This window comes from Microbacterium sp. ISL-59 (genome assembly GCF_018613945.1).
GTDB lineage: Bacteria > Actinomycetota > Actinomycetes > Actinomycetales > Microbacteriaceae > Microbacterium > Microbacterium oxydans_B.
Map to the genome: position 1 here is coordinate 1,154,163 of NZ_JAGGPG010000002.1, position 15,543 is coordinate 1,169,705.

Consider the following 15,543-nt stretch of genomic DNA (forward strand, 5'->3'; position numbering starts at 1 on the left):
GATGCTGTGGGTCGGTGTCAGGCGGCGGCCGGGGCCGCGGCCTTCAGGGCTGCGCGCGATCGACGCTTCCCCGGCGTGGCGCGCACGCCGGCCGGGACCGCGGCGCGCTGGACGATGGCGAGGAGCAGGTCGATGACCAGGGCGAGCACGGCCACGAGGATCGCTCCGGCGAGCACCTGGTCGAACTTGCGCAGCGGGATGCCCTGGATGATCGGTTGGCCGAGGCCGCCGAGGTTGATGTAGGCGGCGATCGTGACCGTGGCGATCACCTGGAGGAGCGCCGCTCGAATGCCACCGACCAGCAGGGGCAGGCCGAGCGGAACCTCGACCTTCCAGAACACCTGCCATTCGGTCATACCCATCGCCCTCGCGGAGTCGAGCACCCGACGGTCGATGGCCTCGAGGCCCGTATACGCGCCGGCGAGGAGGGAGGGGATGGCGAGGAGCACGAAGGTGATGATGGCGGCTTCGGGAACGCGGAGCACACCGAGCAGCAGCACCAACAGCACCATGAGACCGAACGAGGGGATCGCGCGGGCGGCGCCCGAGACGGCGACGGCGACCTCGCGGCCCCGGCCCGTGTGTCCGATGAGCCAGCCGAGCGGCAGCGCGATGACGGCGGCGATCAGCACCGAGATCAGCGTGAAGTACATGTGCTGACCGAACAGGATCGGCAGCGCATACGGGCCCTCCCACCGGTCGGGGGAGAAGAGCCAGGCGAACGCATCCGCGAAGACGTTCATGCGGCGGTCCTCAGGGTGAGCGGCTGCCGGGAGGACGGTGTCTTCGCCGCGCGCGTCCACGGCATCAGCGCGCGGCCGAGCAGCAGGAGCAGCAGGTCGATGACGAGCGCGATCACCACGACCGCCACGACGCCGGAGAACACCTCGGGGAGGATACGGCGCTGCAGACCGTCGGTGAACAGGTAGCCGAGGTTCTGCACCCCGACCAGGATGCCGACCGTGGCGAGGGAGATGGTGCTGACCGCCGCCACTCGCAGACCGGCGAGCACGACGGGACCCGCCAGCGGGAAGTCGACCGTCCAGAACCGACGGAATCCGCCGTAGCCCATCGCGGTGGCAGACTGCCGGATCGCCGGGTCGACCGAGTCCAGGCCGTCTGAGACGGCGCGCACCAGGATCGCGATGGCGTAGATCGTGAGTCCGATCACCAGGTTCACCGGACTCCGGGCGGAGTACCCCGCGACGGACGGAAGGAGGATCAGCAGCGCGAGCGACGGGATCGTGTACAGCAGCCCGGTCAGGACGATCACCGGTCCCTTCACCAGCTGGTAGCGCCAGGCGAGCCAGCCCAAAGGCAGCGACAGGACGAATCCGAGCACGATCGCGATCACGCTCTGCTGCAGGTGGATCACGGCGAGCTCGAGGATGAGGCCGAGATTGTCGACGACCCAGTTCACGGGGCGCCCTTCGTCGCGCTCTCCTCGCTCAGCAGCGCGTCGGTCACGGCGTCCGGAACGTCGATGATCGAGCCCTGCGTGCGGCCGTCGGCATCGACCACCACGGTGCCGCGGGGCGTCTGCTTGAGATGCAGCGCCCGCTTGCCGCGGTCGGCGCCGATGAAGGCCGCCACGAAGTCGTCTACCGGGTTCTCGATGATCTCGCTCGGGCTGCCCACCTGCACGATGCGCGCGCCCTTGTCGAGGATGACGACCTGGTCGCCGAGAAGGAAGGCCTCGTCGATGTCGTGCGTGACGAACACGACCGTCTTGTCGAGTTCGCGCTGCAGCCGCAGGGTCTCCTGCTGCAGGTCGGCCCGCACGATGGGGTCGACCGCGCCGAAGGGCTCGTCCATGAGCAGGATGTTCGGGTCGGCGGCCAGACCGCGGGCGACACCGACGCGCTGCTGCTGACCGCCCGAGAGCTGGCTCGGGTAGCGCTCGGCCAGCGCCTGGTCGAGCCCGACCGTATCGAGCAGCTCGCGCGCCCGCTCGTGGGCAGCGGCCCTCTTCACCCCGGTGAGCCGCAGCACCGTGGCCACGTTGTCGATGACCGTGAAGTGCGGCATGAGACCGGAGTTCTGCATGACGTAGCCGATGCGTCGGCGCAGGGCCACCGGGTCGCCGCCGAGCACGCTCTCGCCGTCGATCTCGACATCGCCGGAGGTGGGCTCGACCATGCGGTTGATCATGCGCAGCAGCGTGGTCTTGCCGCAGCCGGACGAGCCCACGAACACGGTGGTCTTACGCGAGGGCAGCACCAGGCTGAAGTCGTCGACGGCGAGGGTGCCGTCGGGGAACCGCTTCGTGACGTTGCGGAACTCGATCATGGGCTGGTCTCCAGTCGGTCGATCGATGCGAGGGCGGGCGGGGCTACGGGCCGACCTCGACGCGGGGGTCGAAGGCCACGTATCCGGAGAAGTCCTTGCCCACGCGGTCGAACGCCGAGGGGTAGGGGTTCGGATACGACCAGGCGTAGTCGGTGTGGAGCTCGCCCTCGGTCTGCACCGAGAAGTACTGCGCGGCGCCCTTCCACGGACAGGTGTAGGGCGTGGGGCTCTCGACGAGCGCGCCGGGAGCGACGGATGCGGGTGGGAAGTACCAGTTCCCCTCGATGCGGACGAGTTCGCTCTCGTCGGCTTCGGCGATGACGGTTCCTGCGAGTACAGCCTTCATGGTCCTGCCTCCTCGGATGTGGGTTCGAGCGTATAAGACGGTGGCGACATCGGCCCGGCGGTTGCGCACGGGCCGTCAATGTGAGAAACAATCCGGATGCTGTTCGGTGTGCTTCCCCGAACGGATTGCCGCCGTGCGGATCAGGCGGAATCGCGTCCGTACCCCTCCAGCAGGCGCAGCCAGATCTCGCTGACGGTCGGGTACGACGGCACCGCGTGCCAGAGGCGGGCGATCGGCACCTCGCCCACGATGGCCACGGTCGCCGCATGCACGAGCTCCGCCACCTCGGGGCCGACGAACGTCGCGCCCAGCACGACGTCGCGCTCGGTGTCGATCACGAGGCGAGCCTGGCCCTCGAAGCCGTCTTCGTAGAGGCTCGCGCCGGCGACCCAGCCCAGGTCGTAGTCGACGACTTTCACCTCTTTTCCGGCCTCGCGCGCAGCGGCCTCGGTGAGTCCGACCGAGGCGACCTCGGGGATCGAGAACGTGACCTGCGGGACGGCGGCCTGATCCGCGGTGGCGACGTGGCGGCCCCACGGTGCATCGTCGACGTCGGCACCCTTCGCGCGGGCGACGATCACGTCACCGGCGGCGCGCGCCTGATACTTGCCCTGGTGCGTGAGCAGCACGCGTCCGTTCACGTCGCCGACCGCGTACAGCCAGTCGGAGCCGGGAACGCGCAGCGTGTCGTCCGTCGCGATCCAGCGACCCGGTTCGAGGCCGACGACGTCGAGCCCGATGTCTCCGCTTCGCGCTGAGCGACCGGTCGCGGCGAGCACCTCGGTGGCGGTGATCTCCTCGCCCCCGTCGAGGGTGATGGTGACGCCCGTGTCACCACGGCGGACCGACGTGGTCCCGGTTCCGGTGCGCACGTCGACGCCGAGTTCCTTCAGCCCCGCGGCCACCCGCTCGCCCGCGAAGGGCTCCATCCCGCCGAGCAGTCCGCTGCGGGCGATCACGGTCACGGTCGAGCCGAGCGCGGCGTACGCGGTCGCCATCTCGACGGCCACCACGCCTCCGCCGATCACGGCCAGGCTCTCCGGCAGCTCCTCGGCGCTGGTCGCCTCGCGGCTCGTCCACGGGGAGGCCTCGCGGAGCCCGTCGATGGGGGGGATGACGGCATCCGATCCGGTACTGATCGCGACCGCGTGCCGGGCCCGGAGCACGCGCTCGGTGCCATCGGCATCCGTCACCGTCACCTCGCGCTCGCCCGTGAGCCTGCCGTGGCCACGGGCCAGGTCGATGCCGGCCGAATCGAGCCACTTCACCTGCCCATCATCCGACCAGTTGCTGGTGAACGAGTCGCGGCGGTCGAAGACGGCCCGCACGTCGAGCTTGCCGGTCACGGCCTGAGAGGCGCCGGCCACGTGCTGCGCCGCGCGGAGGGCCTGCGCCGAACGCAGCAGCGCCTTCGACGGCATGCACGCCCAGTACGAGCACTCACCTCCGACGAGCTCGCTCTCCACGATGATCGCGGTGAGCCCACCCTGCACGGCACGGTCGGCGACGTTCTCGCCGACAGGACCTCCGCCCAGGACGATCAGGTCGTATTCGTCGGTCTTCTCCGCAGCAGTCATGCGTCGCACCTCTCGTCGTCCGGTTCCGTCGTCCGGTTCCGTCGCCCAGTCTCGCTGAAGAGCAACGCCGAGTCACGGGTGACTTGTTCCCGATCCAGAGCCTCGGGCGCGTCTCGCCGGTCGACCGCGGCCGCCGCCTCGGGGGATTCGCGGTCGTGAGGTCAGAGCTGCACTCCGTGAAGGTCGGCGAGGGCCGCGATCGTGCGCTCCGGGTGTTCAGCCATGCGGTTGAGGACGTAGAGCCACCACTCGGGCCCGTAGACCACGTACTCGCGGGTCGCGTGACCCGTGGCCTGCAGCTCGTCCCGCAGGTCGGGGCCGAGGCCCTGGAGCACCTCGAATTCGACGACGTCGCCCTGCAGTCCGTCGCCGAACCGGTGCTGGAGACGGGACACGAGGGCGGCGTCGTGCGTGGCCAGGTTGACACGGTGCTTCGACTCGAGGAGCACCCCGGCCAGGTCCAGGTAGCTGTCGGCCAGCTCCGCCGAGTCTCGGGCGAGGGCTACGTCCTCGCTCTCGAGGAAGGCCCCTTTGACCAGTCGGATGGGCCCAGGGCGATGCAGTATCCGCTCGAGATCGGAAGCGGAGCGGTGCAGCCGCGCCTGGATCGTCACGCCGGTCTCGGGGTACTCATCCGCGATCGCCTCGTAGAGGTCCAGGACCAGGTCCGTACGGTCGGAGCCTTCGGCGGAGATCATGATCGACGTGCCGGCCTCGCGCGCCGCAGCAGCGATGGTCAGAGCATTCGTCAGGCCCAGCTCTCTGTCGACCACGGATCCCACGTGGGAGAGGTCGAAAGAGATGGTGGATTCGGTCCCGGACGCGGCGAGCGCGTCGATCAGGCGCAGGAACTCCTGGGTCTCGCTGTCCGCCACTGCCTGATCGCGCACGGATTCTCCGACGCATTCGATGCTTCCTCGATGCCCGGCCTCGTGGTTCTGTCGGACCAGACGGATCGCGTCCTCCGCACGTTCGCCGGCGATGTAGCGACGGGCGATCGTGGAAGCGACGGCTGCACCTGCGGGAGAAGACAGCACCCGGCGCTTGAGCTCTTCGTCCAGGGCCCACGCACGCAGGGTGTCGGCAGCGTGCGCCCTCGTCTCGTCGTTCAGTTCCATGATCATCAACCTATGGACAAGCGTCGCTTTCCGGAAACCGACGCCTAGGCGGATGCGACAGCCGGTGCGGCAGCAGGACGACTGTCGGCGAAGGCACGCGGGTAGGCGCGACGCAGGGCGACGACGACGAGGGTGGCCGCGGTCACCTTGATCAGGTCTCCGGGGAGGAAGGCCAGGCTCGACAGCGCGGTGAGGTCGAGCGGGACGCCCGTCACGAGTGCCTGCATCGGGATGCCGAACGCGTACACCACCAACACTCCGCCGACGAGGGCGGCCAGTGCAGTCCGCCACCAGGTGAAGCGTCCGGTGCGCAGGAGGAGACCGATCACGACGACGCCGACGATCCAGCCGATCATGTAGCCCACGGTCGGTCCGACGAAGACACCGAGGCCACCGCGGCCTCCGGCCAGTACCGGGAGTCCCACCGCGGCGAGCGCCAGCACGACCGCGATCGACCAGGGAGCGACGCGCGGGCCGAGCACGAGGCCGGCGAGCATGACACCGAGCGTCTGCCCCGTGATCGGCACCCCGCCCGGCAGCGGCACGACGACCGTACCGAGCACGATGATGAGGGCGGCGAACACGGCCACCCTGCCGAGGGTCGCACTGGTGTCACGAGTTGAGGCGGTCATCGCACATCCTTCCTGAACAGTGTTCACCTGAACACCGTTCATCAGAGTACGGATGCCGCCCCTCCCGCGCAAATCACCCGGCGAGGCCCTCAGGGACAGCCGCGTCCGCCACCCCTCCTTCACCGGCGACCGCGACACGGATCCGCGGCGCGAGGACCGCCGCCGCACCTGCGACGACCGCGGCCAGCACGAACACCCCGAGGAACGGATCCGTGGCCGCGAGCGCGGTGAACAGGGTTCCGGTGACGGCCAGGGCCAGGGCGGCGCCGAACGAATCGGCGACGGTCATGGCGCCGCTGTTGAAGCCCTGGTCCGCGGGTGTCGACATCGCGAGGGTCAGGGCACTGGTCCTGGGGCTCATCAAGCCCATGCCCATCCCCGCGACGACCCAGGCGACCGCGACCATCAGGGCGTCCCAGCCGAAACCGGCGGTCGCGACGATCAGCAGGATGCCGGCCAGTACGAGGATCGTCCCCAGCCGCACGGCCGTGACGCTCGAGAGCCGCACACCCATCCGCCCCTGGACGGTCGCGGCGAGAGACCAGGCGAGAGCGCCGCCGGTCAGAGAGAGTCCCGCGAGCGTCGGCGAGAGCTCGTAGCGATCGGTCAGCAGATAGGGCAGGTAGACCTGTGCGCCGAAGAACCCGGCGGCGGCCACCCCGCGGACGAGGATGACCGAGGGCAGCCCTCGCCGGGCGCGAAGGGTGCCGCGCGGGACCAGTGGGCGCACCGCGATGAGGGCGACCACCACGGCCATGAGCGCCAGCACCGGCCCGACCCCGGGGATGTCGCCGACCAGGTTCAGCGCGAGCACGGCCACCGCGGCCAGCACCGACCAGCCGAGCCTCCCGAACGCCCAGGGCGTCGACGCATCGCCGTCGTTCGCGAGCCCGCGCAGGGCGGGGATGACCATGAGCAGCGCCACGAGCACGAGGATGACGACACCGAGGAAGACCCAGTGCCAGCTCCAGAGCTCGGTCACCGCTCCCGCAACCGTCGGACCGATGAGCGAGGGGATGACCCAGGCGGCCGCGAACCCGGCGAAGATCGCCGGGTGCAGCGCCTGCGGGTAGACACGGGCGACCACGACGTAGAGCGCGACCATGAGCCCTCCGCTGCCGAGCCCCTGCGCGAACCTGCCCGCCACGAGGACCTCCATGCTCGGCGCGAGCCCCGCGACGAGCAGCCCGAACACGAACATCGCGACGGCCGTGTAGAGCGGCGCCACCGGGCCACGACGATCGGCCCAGTTCCCCGCGATCACCATGCCGATGACCCCGGTGGCGAGGGGTCCGGCGAATGCGAGCGCATACAGCCGCTCGCCGCCGAGATCGGCGCTCACCGTCGGCATGACCGTGGTCACGGCGAGCGACTCGAACGCCCCGAGGAACACGAGCGCGCACGCACCGATGGTGATCCAGACATACTCGCTGTTCAGGATGCGTGGTGCGGGTGCGGCCGGCGCGGGCGTCTGCCCGGTCTCTGTGGTCATGGAGACGACGCTAGAACCTCAAGTGAGGTCGAGGTCAAGCGCGGGTTTCGCGAGTGCGACTGCGGGGCTTCAGCGCACGGGCAGGAAGTGCGTCGGCGTCGGGACCTGTGCCTCATGACGGATGCCGAGCGGCGCGCCCGTGCGCTCGTCGAGGTCGAGCAGGGTGATCGTGTCGGAGCGCTGGCCGGCGACGAGCAGCTTGCCCTCGTGCACCAGGTGGTGGCGCGGCCAGTCGACACCCGCATCGGCGAGCGCCACCGACTCGAGGGCCTCACCTCCGCCGCGCACCCGCAGCGCCGCGATGGTGTTGCTGCCGCGCAGGGCCGTGTAGAGGAAGTGCCCGTCACGAGTGCGGGCGAGCTCGGCCGGGAAGTCGGTGCCCACCTCGGCGATCGGGCTCGCCATGGTCACCGACACGACACTCCAGGTGCCGTTCGCCGCGCGAGCGAGCGTGAACACCTCGCACGAGTACTCCGTCACGACGTGCAGGTGTCCACTGGGGTGCACGACCATATGCCGCGGTCCGGTTCCGAGGGGCAGCACGACCTCGTGATCGAGGGTAAGACCGGTGCCGCTCTGCCGCCAGAACCGCACGAGGTCGAATCCGAGGTCGGTCGTGGCGATGCGGCCGTCGGGAAGGAACACGGCGGCGTGGGCGCGCGAGACGCGGTCGCCGCCGACCGCATACGGGTCGACCGCCGCGACGCCGTCGCCGGGAGGGGTCGCGGCCGGAGCATCCGGGTCGACGTCGTCACCGAACAGGGCCGCGCGGAGAGCTGCGGCGGCATCCGGCTTCGCGGGCAGGATGCGCCCCTCCGGATCGAGGTCGAACCGCACCACGCGGCCGTCACCGTAGCAGCTGGCGACCAGCGCCGAGCCGTTCGGGGCGACCGCCACGTGGCAGACGGTGTCGCCGACCACCGCGGGCGGACCCAGCGGAGTGAGCGCCGATTCGCCGGTGCGCGAGAAGGCCTGCACGGCGGAGTCGCCCTCGAGCGACGCGTAGACGACGTCGAGGGACGGATGCTGCGCCAGCCACGACGGCGAGGGCGTCTCCACGACGGCACCGCGGTAGGCGAGCGTGCTGGCCTCACGGCCCTCATCCCCCGCGAGCAGGCCGATGCCCTCGGCCTGCCCATCCATGCCGGGGCCGTAGCCGCCGAGCCAGAATCGCGTCATGGAGCGCCGGTCAGTCGAGCAGACCGTGGCGGACGACGACCTGGTCGCGCTCGGGGCCGACCCCGATCACCGAGATGCGGGTGTTGCTCATCTTCTCGAGCGCGAGCACGTAGTCCTGCGCGTTCTTCGGCAGGTCGTCGAAGGTGCGTGCCACCGAGATGTCCTCGTTCCAGCCGGGGAAGTACTCCAGGATCGGCTTCGCGTGGTGGAAGTCGGTCTGGTTGACCGGCACCTCGTCGAACCGCTCACCGTCGACGTCGTAGGCCACGCACACCGGGATCTGCTCGAGACCCGTGAGGATGTCGAGCTTGGTGAGCACCAGGTCGGTGATGCCGTTGATGCGTGTCGCGTAGCGGGTGATGGGCGCGTCGTACCAGCCGACGCGGCGCGGACGGCCGGTGGTGGTGCCGAACTCGAAGCCCTGCTTGCGCAGCCACTCGCCCTGCTCGTCGAACAGCTCGGTCGGGAACGGGCCGGAGCCGACGCGTGTCGTGTACGCCTTGACGATGCCGACGATGCGGTCGAGCGCACCGGGGCCGACTCCTGCGCCGGTCGCCGCGCCGCCGGCCGTGGCCGAAGAGGAGGTGACGAACGGGTAGGTGCCGTGGTCGATGTCGAGCATGGTGGCCTGGCCGCCCTCGAAGACGACGACCTCGCCGCGGTCGAGCGCCTGGGCGATCAGGTAGCCGGTGTCGGCGACCATCGGCCGCAGCCGCTCGGCGTAGGAGAGCAGGTCTTCGACGACCTCGTCGGCGGTGATCGCGCGACGGTTGAAGATCTTCACCAGCAGGTGGTTCTTCTGGTCGAGTGCGCCCTCGACCTTCTGGCGCAGGATGTTCTCGTCGAACAGGTCCTGCACGCGGATGCCGACGCGGTTGATCTTGTCGGCGTATGCCGGACCGATGCCGCGACCGGTCGTGCCGATCATGCGCTTGCCGAGGAAGCGCTCGGTGACCTTGTCGAGCGTGCGGTGGTACTGCGTGATGATGTGCGCGTTGGCGCTGACCTTGAGCCGCGACACGTCGATGCCACGCGCGGAGAGCGCCTCGAGCTCGAAGAACAGCACCTCGAGGTCGACGACCACGCCGTTGCCGATCACGGGCGTCACACCCGGAGAGAGGATGCCGGAGGGCAGCAGGTGCAGGGCGTACTTCTCGTCGCCGACGACGACGGTGTGCCCGGCGTTGTTGCCGCCGTTGAACTTCACCACCCAATCGGTGCGCTCACCGAGAAGATCGGTGGCCTTGCCCTTTCCTTCGTCGCCCCACTGCACGCCGACGATAACGATTCCTGGCATGGGTATCCCCCTGGCTTTCGCCGGGTTCGCACCGGCTGATGAGCTGGCCCTCTTCGGGCGGTCCCATCCTATCGAAGGGTTCCCCGACGCCCTTCCGGACGTCTTCCCTGCAGACCGGCGGGAAAGCGACGGCGGTTGGCACTTCGGGTGGTCGACCGATGTCGGAGGCCACTGCGAGGATCGGAGGATGTCACGAGCCACATCCGGCGACCCCGGGATCCGCACCGACGCCGGGGCGTCGAAGGCGCAGGGGCCGCTCGTGCTCATCGCCGCGCTGGTCACGGTGGTGCTGTGGGCCTCCGCCTTCATCGGCATCCGCGGAGCAGGCCCGCACTACGACCCGGGTGCTCTCGCGCTGCTGCGGATGGCGGTGGGCACCGTCGTGCTGACCCTCATCGCGCTGCGGCACGGCATCCGTGTTCCCGAGCGCCGCCACTGGCTGCTCATCGCGGTGTGGGGCGTCGGCTGGTTCTGCGTCTACAACCTCGCCCTGAACAGCGCAGAGCTCACGCTCGACGCCGGCACCGCCGCGATGGTCGTGAACCTCGCACCCCTCATGGTCGTGGTCTTCAGCGGCCTGTTCCTGCGCGAGGGCTTCCCGAAGCCGCTCGTGATCGGGGCGCCCATCGCGTTCCTCGGTGTCGTCCTGATCGGCATGAACTCCTCCACCAGCGCGGGGCCAGACATCACGGGGCTGCTGCTCGCCCTCCTCGCCGCCGTCATGTACGCCGGGTGCACGCTCGTGCAGAAGCGGCTGCTCACCTCGGGCGTCGACCCGACCACCCTGACCTGGCTCGGCGCGATCGCGGGCACCGTCGCGCTGCTGCCATGGATCGGGAAGCTCATCGACGCCCTGCAGATCGCACCGCTGGATGCGACGCTGTGGGTCGTCTACCTCGGCATCTTCCCGACCGCGATCGCCTTCACGACCTGGGCGTACGTGCTGCAGCGCAGCACCGCGGGGCAGACCTCCGCGACCACCTATGTGGTCCCGGCCATCGCGATCCTGATGTCCTGGGCGATCCTCGGCGAGGTGCCCACGCCGCTCATGTTCCTCGGTGGCGCGCTGTGTTTGCTCGGCGTGCTCATCACGCGGCTGCGGTGGGGCCGGCGGGCCTGATCGCGGTCTCGCGCCGCAGAACCGCAAGGATGTCGCAGAGAACCCGGGGAACTGTGCGACATTGATGCGTTTCTGCGACCTGCGGCCTGCGCCCGCTCACCGCCCGGTGATGACTCCGCGCGCGATGCCGAGCTCGGCGAGCCGCGAGGCCGCCAGAGTCCGCTTGAGCTCGAGTGACTCCCCGATCTCTGTAGCCAGGCGCGGACGCGTGCGGATCAGCGCATCGATCGTTGTCAGCGGCAGCACGACCACGGTCAGGATCTCGCCGGCCACCGTCACGGCCTGCGTGCGCTCGCGGGTGAGGGCGGTCTGCCCGATGAGATCGCCCTTCTCCGCGGCGGCGAACTCCACCCGGCCGTCGTCGACCTCGAGGGCGAGCATCGCTCGGCCCGACAGCACCACGCGCACCTCGTCGGGCACGACCCCGCTGGGCATCACGATCTCGCCGACGCCGTAGCGCTCCAGCCGGGCATCCGAGAGGATCGCCTCGATGTCGTCGTCGCGCAGGTGCAGGGTCGGCGCGATCTCCTGCATCGCCTCGACCAGGCGCTGCGGCTCGGCGAGCGGATCGGTCGAGTCGCCGTCGAGCGCGAACCCACGGCGTCGCGCGGCGTACCAGAGCCAGGAGAGGTACATGGACAGCGCGCGGGAGGCATCGGCCGGCCCCGCGACGGGGATCGATACGGAGTACGCGCCGGCTCCCGAGTAGTCCACCGTCGCCCGCTGCCGCTGCAGCCGCATCGGCAACGAGTCCGCCACCTCGACGAGCAGCGCCATCACCTCATGTGGCGGGTCGTCGGTCGAGAAGGTCACGGCGGCCTCGGCCGAGTACGGCCCCTCCGGCTCGCTCAGGTTCGTGAACGACGCCCCCGAGAGCGAGGAGTTCGGCACGATCTGGATGCCGGAGCCCGTGTCGATGTGCACCGCGCGCCAGTTCACCTCGACGACCCGGCCCCGAACCCCCGCGGCATCCAGCCAATCGCCGATCTTGAACGGCTGCTCGAACAGCAGCAGCAGACCCGAGATCACACCGCCCACCGCGTTCTGCAGGGCGAGACCGATCACGATCGACCCGACGCCGAGGGCGGTGAACAGCCCGCCCACGTCGGCATCCCACACCCACGAGAACAGCAGCGCGAGTCCGACCCCGACCAGGACGAGTCGGCCGATCTCCACGAAGATCGACGGGATGCGCTCGCGCCACGAGCCCGGCTTCGCGTTGGCGAACAGGGCCACGTTGAACGCCGACAGCACGAGCAGGATCACGAGGAACCCGAACACCGTCGCCACCACGCGCGTCCACACCTGATCCGCCGGCGACTGGATCGCGAAGATCAGCAGGGCGAACAGCGCACCGACCGGGATGACCCAGTTGCGCAGCATCCGCAGCGGCTTCGCGACCGGGTTGCCCCGACGGGTCAGCGCGCCGATCAGCTCGGTGAGGACGACCAGCAGCACGGGCACCCCGACGGCGAGCGTGAGCACCCACCAGCCCCACCCGCCCGTGAACACGTCGCCCATGATCAGACCACCTTCCACACGGTCTCGGTCCTGCCCTGCGTCTCCACCGTCCCTGCTTCGACGTAGGTGACCAGCTCCTGGGTGCGGTCGCGCACGGTCTGGCTCACGTAGATGCCGGGTTCGCCGCTGACCGAGCGCACCCGGTAGGCGAGGTTCACGGCGTCACCCCACAGGTCGTAGGCGAGGCTGGTGCGCGCGACGAGACCGCTGGTCACGGTGCCGGTGTCGACACCGGCACGCAACGAGATCTGGGTGCCGTTCTGCGCGTTGAAGCGCTCGATCACCCCGAGCAGGTTGCGGGCGAAGTCGACGGTGCGGCGGATGTTGTCGACCCGGGGCACGATCAGCCCCGACGACGCGAGATACCCGCCGCGCAGCGTGCGCACCTTCTCGACGCCCGCCTTCTCGGCTGCCTCGTCGAACCCGCGCATCAGCGTGTTGAGGAGGCCGATCTCCTCCTCTGCGCTCATGTCGCGCGTGAGGTCATCGAACCCGACCAGCTCGGCGAACACGACCGACACGTTCTCGTGCGCCTCGGTGATCGCCTCGTCACCCTGCTTGTACTTGGTCGCAACGCTCGCCGGCATCAACGTGTGCAGCAGCTTCTCGTTCTCCTTCTGCTGCTCCTCGATCAGCTCCTGTTTGATGCGCAGGCTCGAGGCCATGTCGTTGAAGGCGTTGCCGAGGTCGCCGAACTCGTCGCGCGAGCTCTGCGGCACCTGCACGTCGAGGTCGCCCTCGGCGACACGATGCACGGCGCCGACGAGCCGGTGGATCGGCCGCGTGAACACCTGCGCGAGCAACAGCGACAACAGGGAGACGCCGAGCATGATCCCGAGCAGCGACAACAGCACGTTGCGGGTGAAGACGTTGACCGGCTCGAAGGCCTCCGCGGTGTCGATCCGCGCGATCACCACCCAGTCGAGACCTTCGATCTCGAGCGGAGCGTACGCGGTGACACTCTCACCGCCGATGAAGTCCCGCCCGACGACCGTGCCGCTGCGGCCCGCCTGTGCCTCCTGCACGGCCTTGGTGTCGACCGGCTGCAGCAGGACCGTGCCCTTGATGGCACCGATGCGGTCGACGATCGTGGGCGCCATCCCTCCGCTGATGAGGCGCTTGACGTAGTCCTCGGGGTCTTCGACGAGCCGCCGAGCGGTGCTGCGCATCAGGTCGTCGCGTCCGACGAGGTAGACCTCGCCGGTGTCGCCGAGGCCCTGCGCCTTCCACTGCTCCTTGCCCGTCATCACGTCGTTGATCGTGTCGATGGAGATCTGGAACGCCATCGCCCCGGTGATGCCACTGTCGTTGCCGACCGGGGAGACGACCCACATCGCGGGGACGTTGAGGGAGGGGATCCAGCGATCGAAGTCCGTGAGGACGACGGTGTTGACGGAGTTGGTCGCGATCGCCTCGGAGTATGCCTTCGACAGGACGGATTCGCGGTAGGGACCGGTCAGCAGGTTTGTACCGAGCTCGACCCCCTTGTAGGCGGAGTAGGTGACATCGCCGTCGAGGTTGAGCAGCAGGGCGTCCTCGTAGCCGGCCTCTTGCACCAGGCGCGTGAAGTAGTCGCCGTACCTTCCGGTCGCAGCCGAGTAGCTCGTGCCGTCCCCGCTGTCGGTGAGATCGAGCTGCGCGTCGTAGTCGGCGTCGAAGTCCTCGTTGCCCGTGACGTACTCCGACTGCACGTACTGCCCGGCACTGGTCTCCGGGATGAATGCCGTATCGCCGTACTCTTCGCCCGACCGCCCCTCGAGCTCGGGGATGAAGACGTCCTGGTAATAGGACTCCACCGCGTCGCGCCGGCTCTCGTCGAGCTCCACGTCGGCGAGGTCGGCGAAGCCCGCATTGACCGCCGTCGACATGTTCTGCGCGCTGAGGTTCCGCGAGTGCAGGGAGGCATCGCGACGAACGCTCTCCATGAACGTCGTGACCTCTGCCGCCCGCATCGAGCGGATCGTGATGAGCTGATCCACCGCCGAGTCGTGGAGGGATTGGCGCCCGTTGATGAAGCCGATGGCTCCCACGATCACGGATGACACGAGGCTCACCGCCAGCAGCATGATGAGGAGTTTCGACTGGATGCTGAGGCCGGCTCGCCGGAACCGCCCCTTCTTCACCACACCCGCATCGACCGTGCCATTACCGCTGTCGCTCATCTGCCCCTCCGCCATGCGCGCACCTGCGTGAACGATCCGACGATATCGATATATCGGTCCCACGGTCTACGGAAATCTGCCGCTACAGTTGCGTCCGGAGGCGAAATGACGACCTGGTGGCCCTATCTGCGCATCGCCGCAGCCCTGCTCGCGCTCGCGGCGGTCGCCGCGCAGCTGACCCGCTCGGTGCAGAACGGCCTCGATGCGACGACCGAGTGGGGCGGCCACCTGCCGACGGTGGCGGCGAACTTCCTCAGCTTCTTCACGATCGAGTCGAACATCCTCGCCGCGATCGTCCTGCTCATCGCCGCGATCTGGGCTCTGCGCCACCGCCGCACCACCGACGCGGAACCCCGCTGGCTCGCGGTGCTCCTGGTGTGCGTCAGCACCTACATGATCGTCACCGGCATCGTCTACAACACGCTGCTGCGGAACGTCGAACTCCCCCAGGGTGTCACCGTCCCCTGGTCGAACGAGGTGCTGCACGTCGTCATCCCGCTGGTCCTGCTGATCGACGTGCTGTTCGCCCCGCGCCGCCGCGCGCTGGGGTGGAGCACCGTCGCCATCACGGCGATCTTCCCCTTGGCCTGGGCCGTCTACACGCTGATCCGCGCGAACTTCATCATCGCTCCAGCCACCGGCGACCCCTGGTGGTACCCCTATCCGTTCCTCGACCCGCACCTGGTTCCCGGCGGCTACCTCGGGGTCTCGGGATACATCGTCGGCATCGCCGTCGCGATCGTCGGAGTGGCCGCGGGCGTGGTCTGGATCGGAAGGCGCCGCGGAACCGACTGACTTCCCCCCCACCCC

The 15,543-nt window shown here is 69.2% G+C and carries 14 protein-coding genes; 2 read left to right on the forward strand and 12 right to left on the reverse strand.

The annotated features are described in order from the left end of the window. Window positions 1-17 precede the first annotated feature (17 nt). From J7E45_RS09630 to J7E45_RS09675, 10 genes are all read right to left on the reverse strand, one after another. The gene (locus tag J7E45_RS09630) at window positions 18-743 is read right to left on the reverse strand and encodes an ABC transporter permease (protein WP_091033441.1); all 726 of its coding nucleotides are present in this window, start codon (window positions 741-743) and stop codon (window positions 18-20) included. Continuing rightward, a complete protein-coding gene (locus J7E45_RS09635) occupies window positions 740-1,420 on the reverse strand; it encodes an ABC transporter permease (protein WP_091033396.1) in 681 nt (226 codons plus the stop codon). The genes J7E45_RS09630 and J7E45_RS09635 overlap by 4 nt, the downstream gene beginning before the upstream one ends. Then, window positions 1,417-2,289: an ABC transporter ATP-binding protein gene (locus J7E45_RS09640; RefSeq protein WP_215068810.1), complete on the reverse strand. Its 873-nt coding sequence runs from the start codon at window positions 2,287-2,289 to the stop codon at window positions 1,417-1,419. The genes J7E45_RS09635 and J7E45_RS09640 overlap by 4 nt, the downstream gene beginning before the upstream one ends. 43 nt (window positions 2,290-2,332) lie before the next feature. Continuing rightward, window positions 2,333-2,635 (reverse strand): DUF427 domain-containing protein, encoded by a 303-nt coding sequence (locus J7E45_RS09645; protein ID WP_136041277.1) that lies wholly within the window; start codon window positions 2,633-2,635, stop codon window positions 2,333-2,335. Between the two features lie 140 nt (window positions 2,636-2,775). Beyond that, on the reverse strand, window positions 2,776-4,212 hold the full coding sequence (locus J7E45_RS09650; protein ID WP_215068812.1) for an NAD(P)/FAD-dependent oxidoreductase: 1,437 nt from the start codon (window positions 4,210-4,212) through the stop codon (window positions 2,776-2,778). Between the two features lie 161 nt (window positions 4,213-4,373). Next, window positions 4,374-5,330: a proline dehydrogenase family protein gene (locus tag J7E45_RS09655; RefSeq protein ID WP_215068814.1), complete on the reverse strand. Its 957-nt coding sequence runs from the start codon at window positions 5,328-5,330 to the stop codon at window positions 4,374-4,376. A gap of 44 nt (window positions 5,331-5,374) precedes the next feature. After that, window positions 5,375-5,962 carry a biotin transporter BioY gene (locus J7E45_RS09660; RefSeq protein ID WP_215068817.1) on the reverse strand — a complete coding sequence of 196 codons (588 nt, stop codon included), beginning with the start codon at window positions 5,960-5,962 and terminating at the stop codon, window positions 5,375-5,377. Window positions 5,963-6,035: 73 nt separating this feature from the next. Continuing rightward, complete coding sequence (locus J7E45_RS09665) at window positions 6,036-7,454, reverse strand: MFS transporter (RefSeq protein WP_215068819.1); 1,419 nt, start codon at window positions 7,452-7,454, stop codon at window positions 6,036-6,038. 69 nt (window positions 7,455-7,523) lie between these two features. Beyond that, complete coding sequence (locus tag J7E45_RS09670; RefSeq protein WP_215068821.1) at window positions 7,524-8,633, reverse strand: beta-propeller fold lactonase family protein; 1,110 nt, start codon at window positions 8,631-8,633, stop codon at window positions 7,524-7,526. Window positions 8,634-8,643: 10 nt separating this feature from the next. Further along, window positions 8,644-9,930 carry an adenylosuccinate synthase gene (locus tag J7E45_RS09675; RefSeq protein WP_215068823.1) on the reverse strand — a complete coding sequence of 429 codons (1,287 nt, stop codon included), beginning with the start codon at window positions 9,928-9,930 and terminating at the stop codon, window positions 8,644-8,646. Window positions 9,931-10,117: 187 nt separating this feature from the next. On the opposite strand from J7E45_RS09675, the gene J7E45_RS09680 reads away from it, so the two are divergent. After that, a complete protein-coding gene (locus J7E45_RS09680) occupies window positions 10,118-11,050 on the forward strand; it encodes a DMT family transporter (protein WP_215068825.1) in 933 nt (310 codons plus the stop codon). Window positions 11,051-11,146: 96 nt separating this feature from the next. Here the strand turns inward: J7E45_RS09680 and J7E45_RS09685 are convergent, their stop codons facing one another. Together J7E45_RS09685 and J7E45_RS09690 are read right to left on the reverse strand one after the other, a co-directional pair. Beyond that, a complete protein-coding gene (locus tag J7E45_RS09685; protein ID WP_215068827.1) occupies window positions 11,147-12,571 on the reverse strand; it encodes a mechanosensitive ion channel domain-containing protein in 1,425 nt (474 codons plus the stop codon). A gap of 2 nt (window positions 12,572-12,573) precedes the next feature. Then, window positions 12,574-14,733 carry an adenylate/guanylate cyclase domain-containing protein gene (locus J7E45_RS09690; protein ID WP_215068829.1) on the reverse strand — a complete coding sequence of 720 codons (2,160 nt, stop codon included), beginning with the start codon at window positions 14,731-14,733 and terminating at the stop codon, window positions 12,574-12,576. Window positions 14,734-14,838: 105 nt separating this feature from the next. Between J7E45_RS09690 and J7E45_RS09695 the strand changes: the two genes are divergently transcribed. Further along, window positions 14,839-15,528: a Pr6Pr family membrane protein gene (locus J7E45_RS09695; protein WP_215068831.1), complete on the forward strand. Its 690-nt coding sequence runs from the start codon at window positions 14,839-14,841 to the stop codon at window positions 15,526-15,528. Window positions 15,529-15,543: the final 15 nt, after the last annotated feature.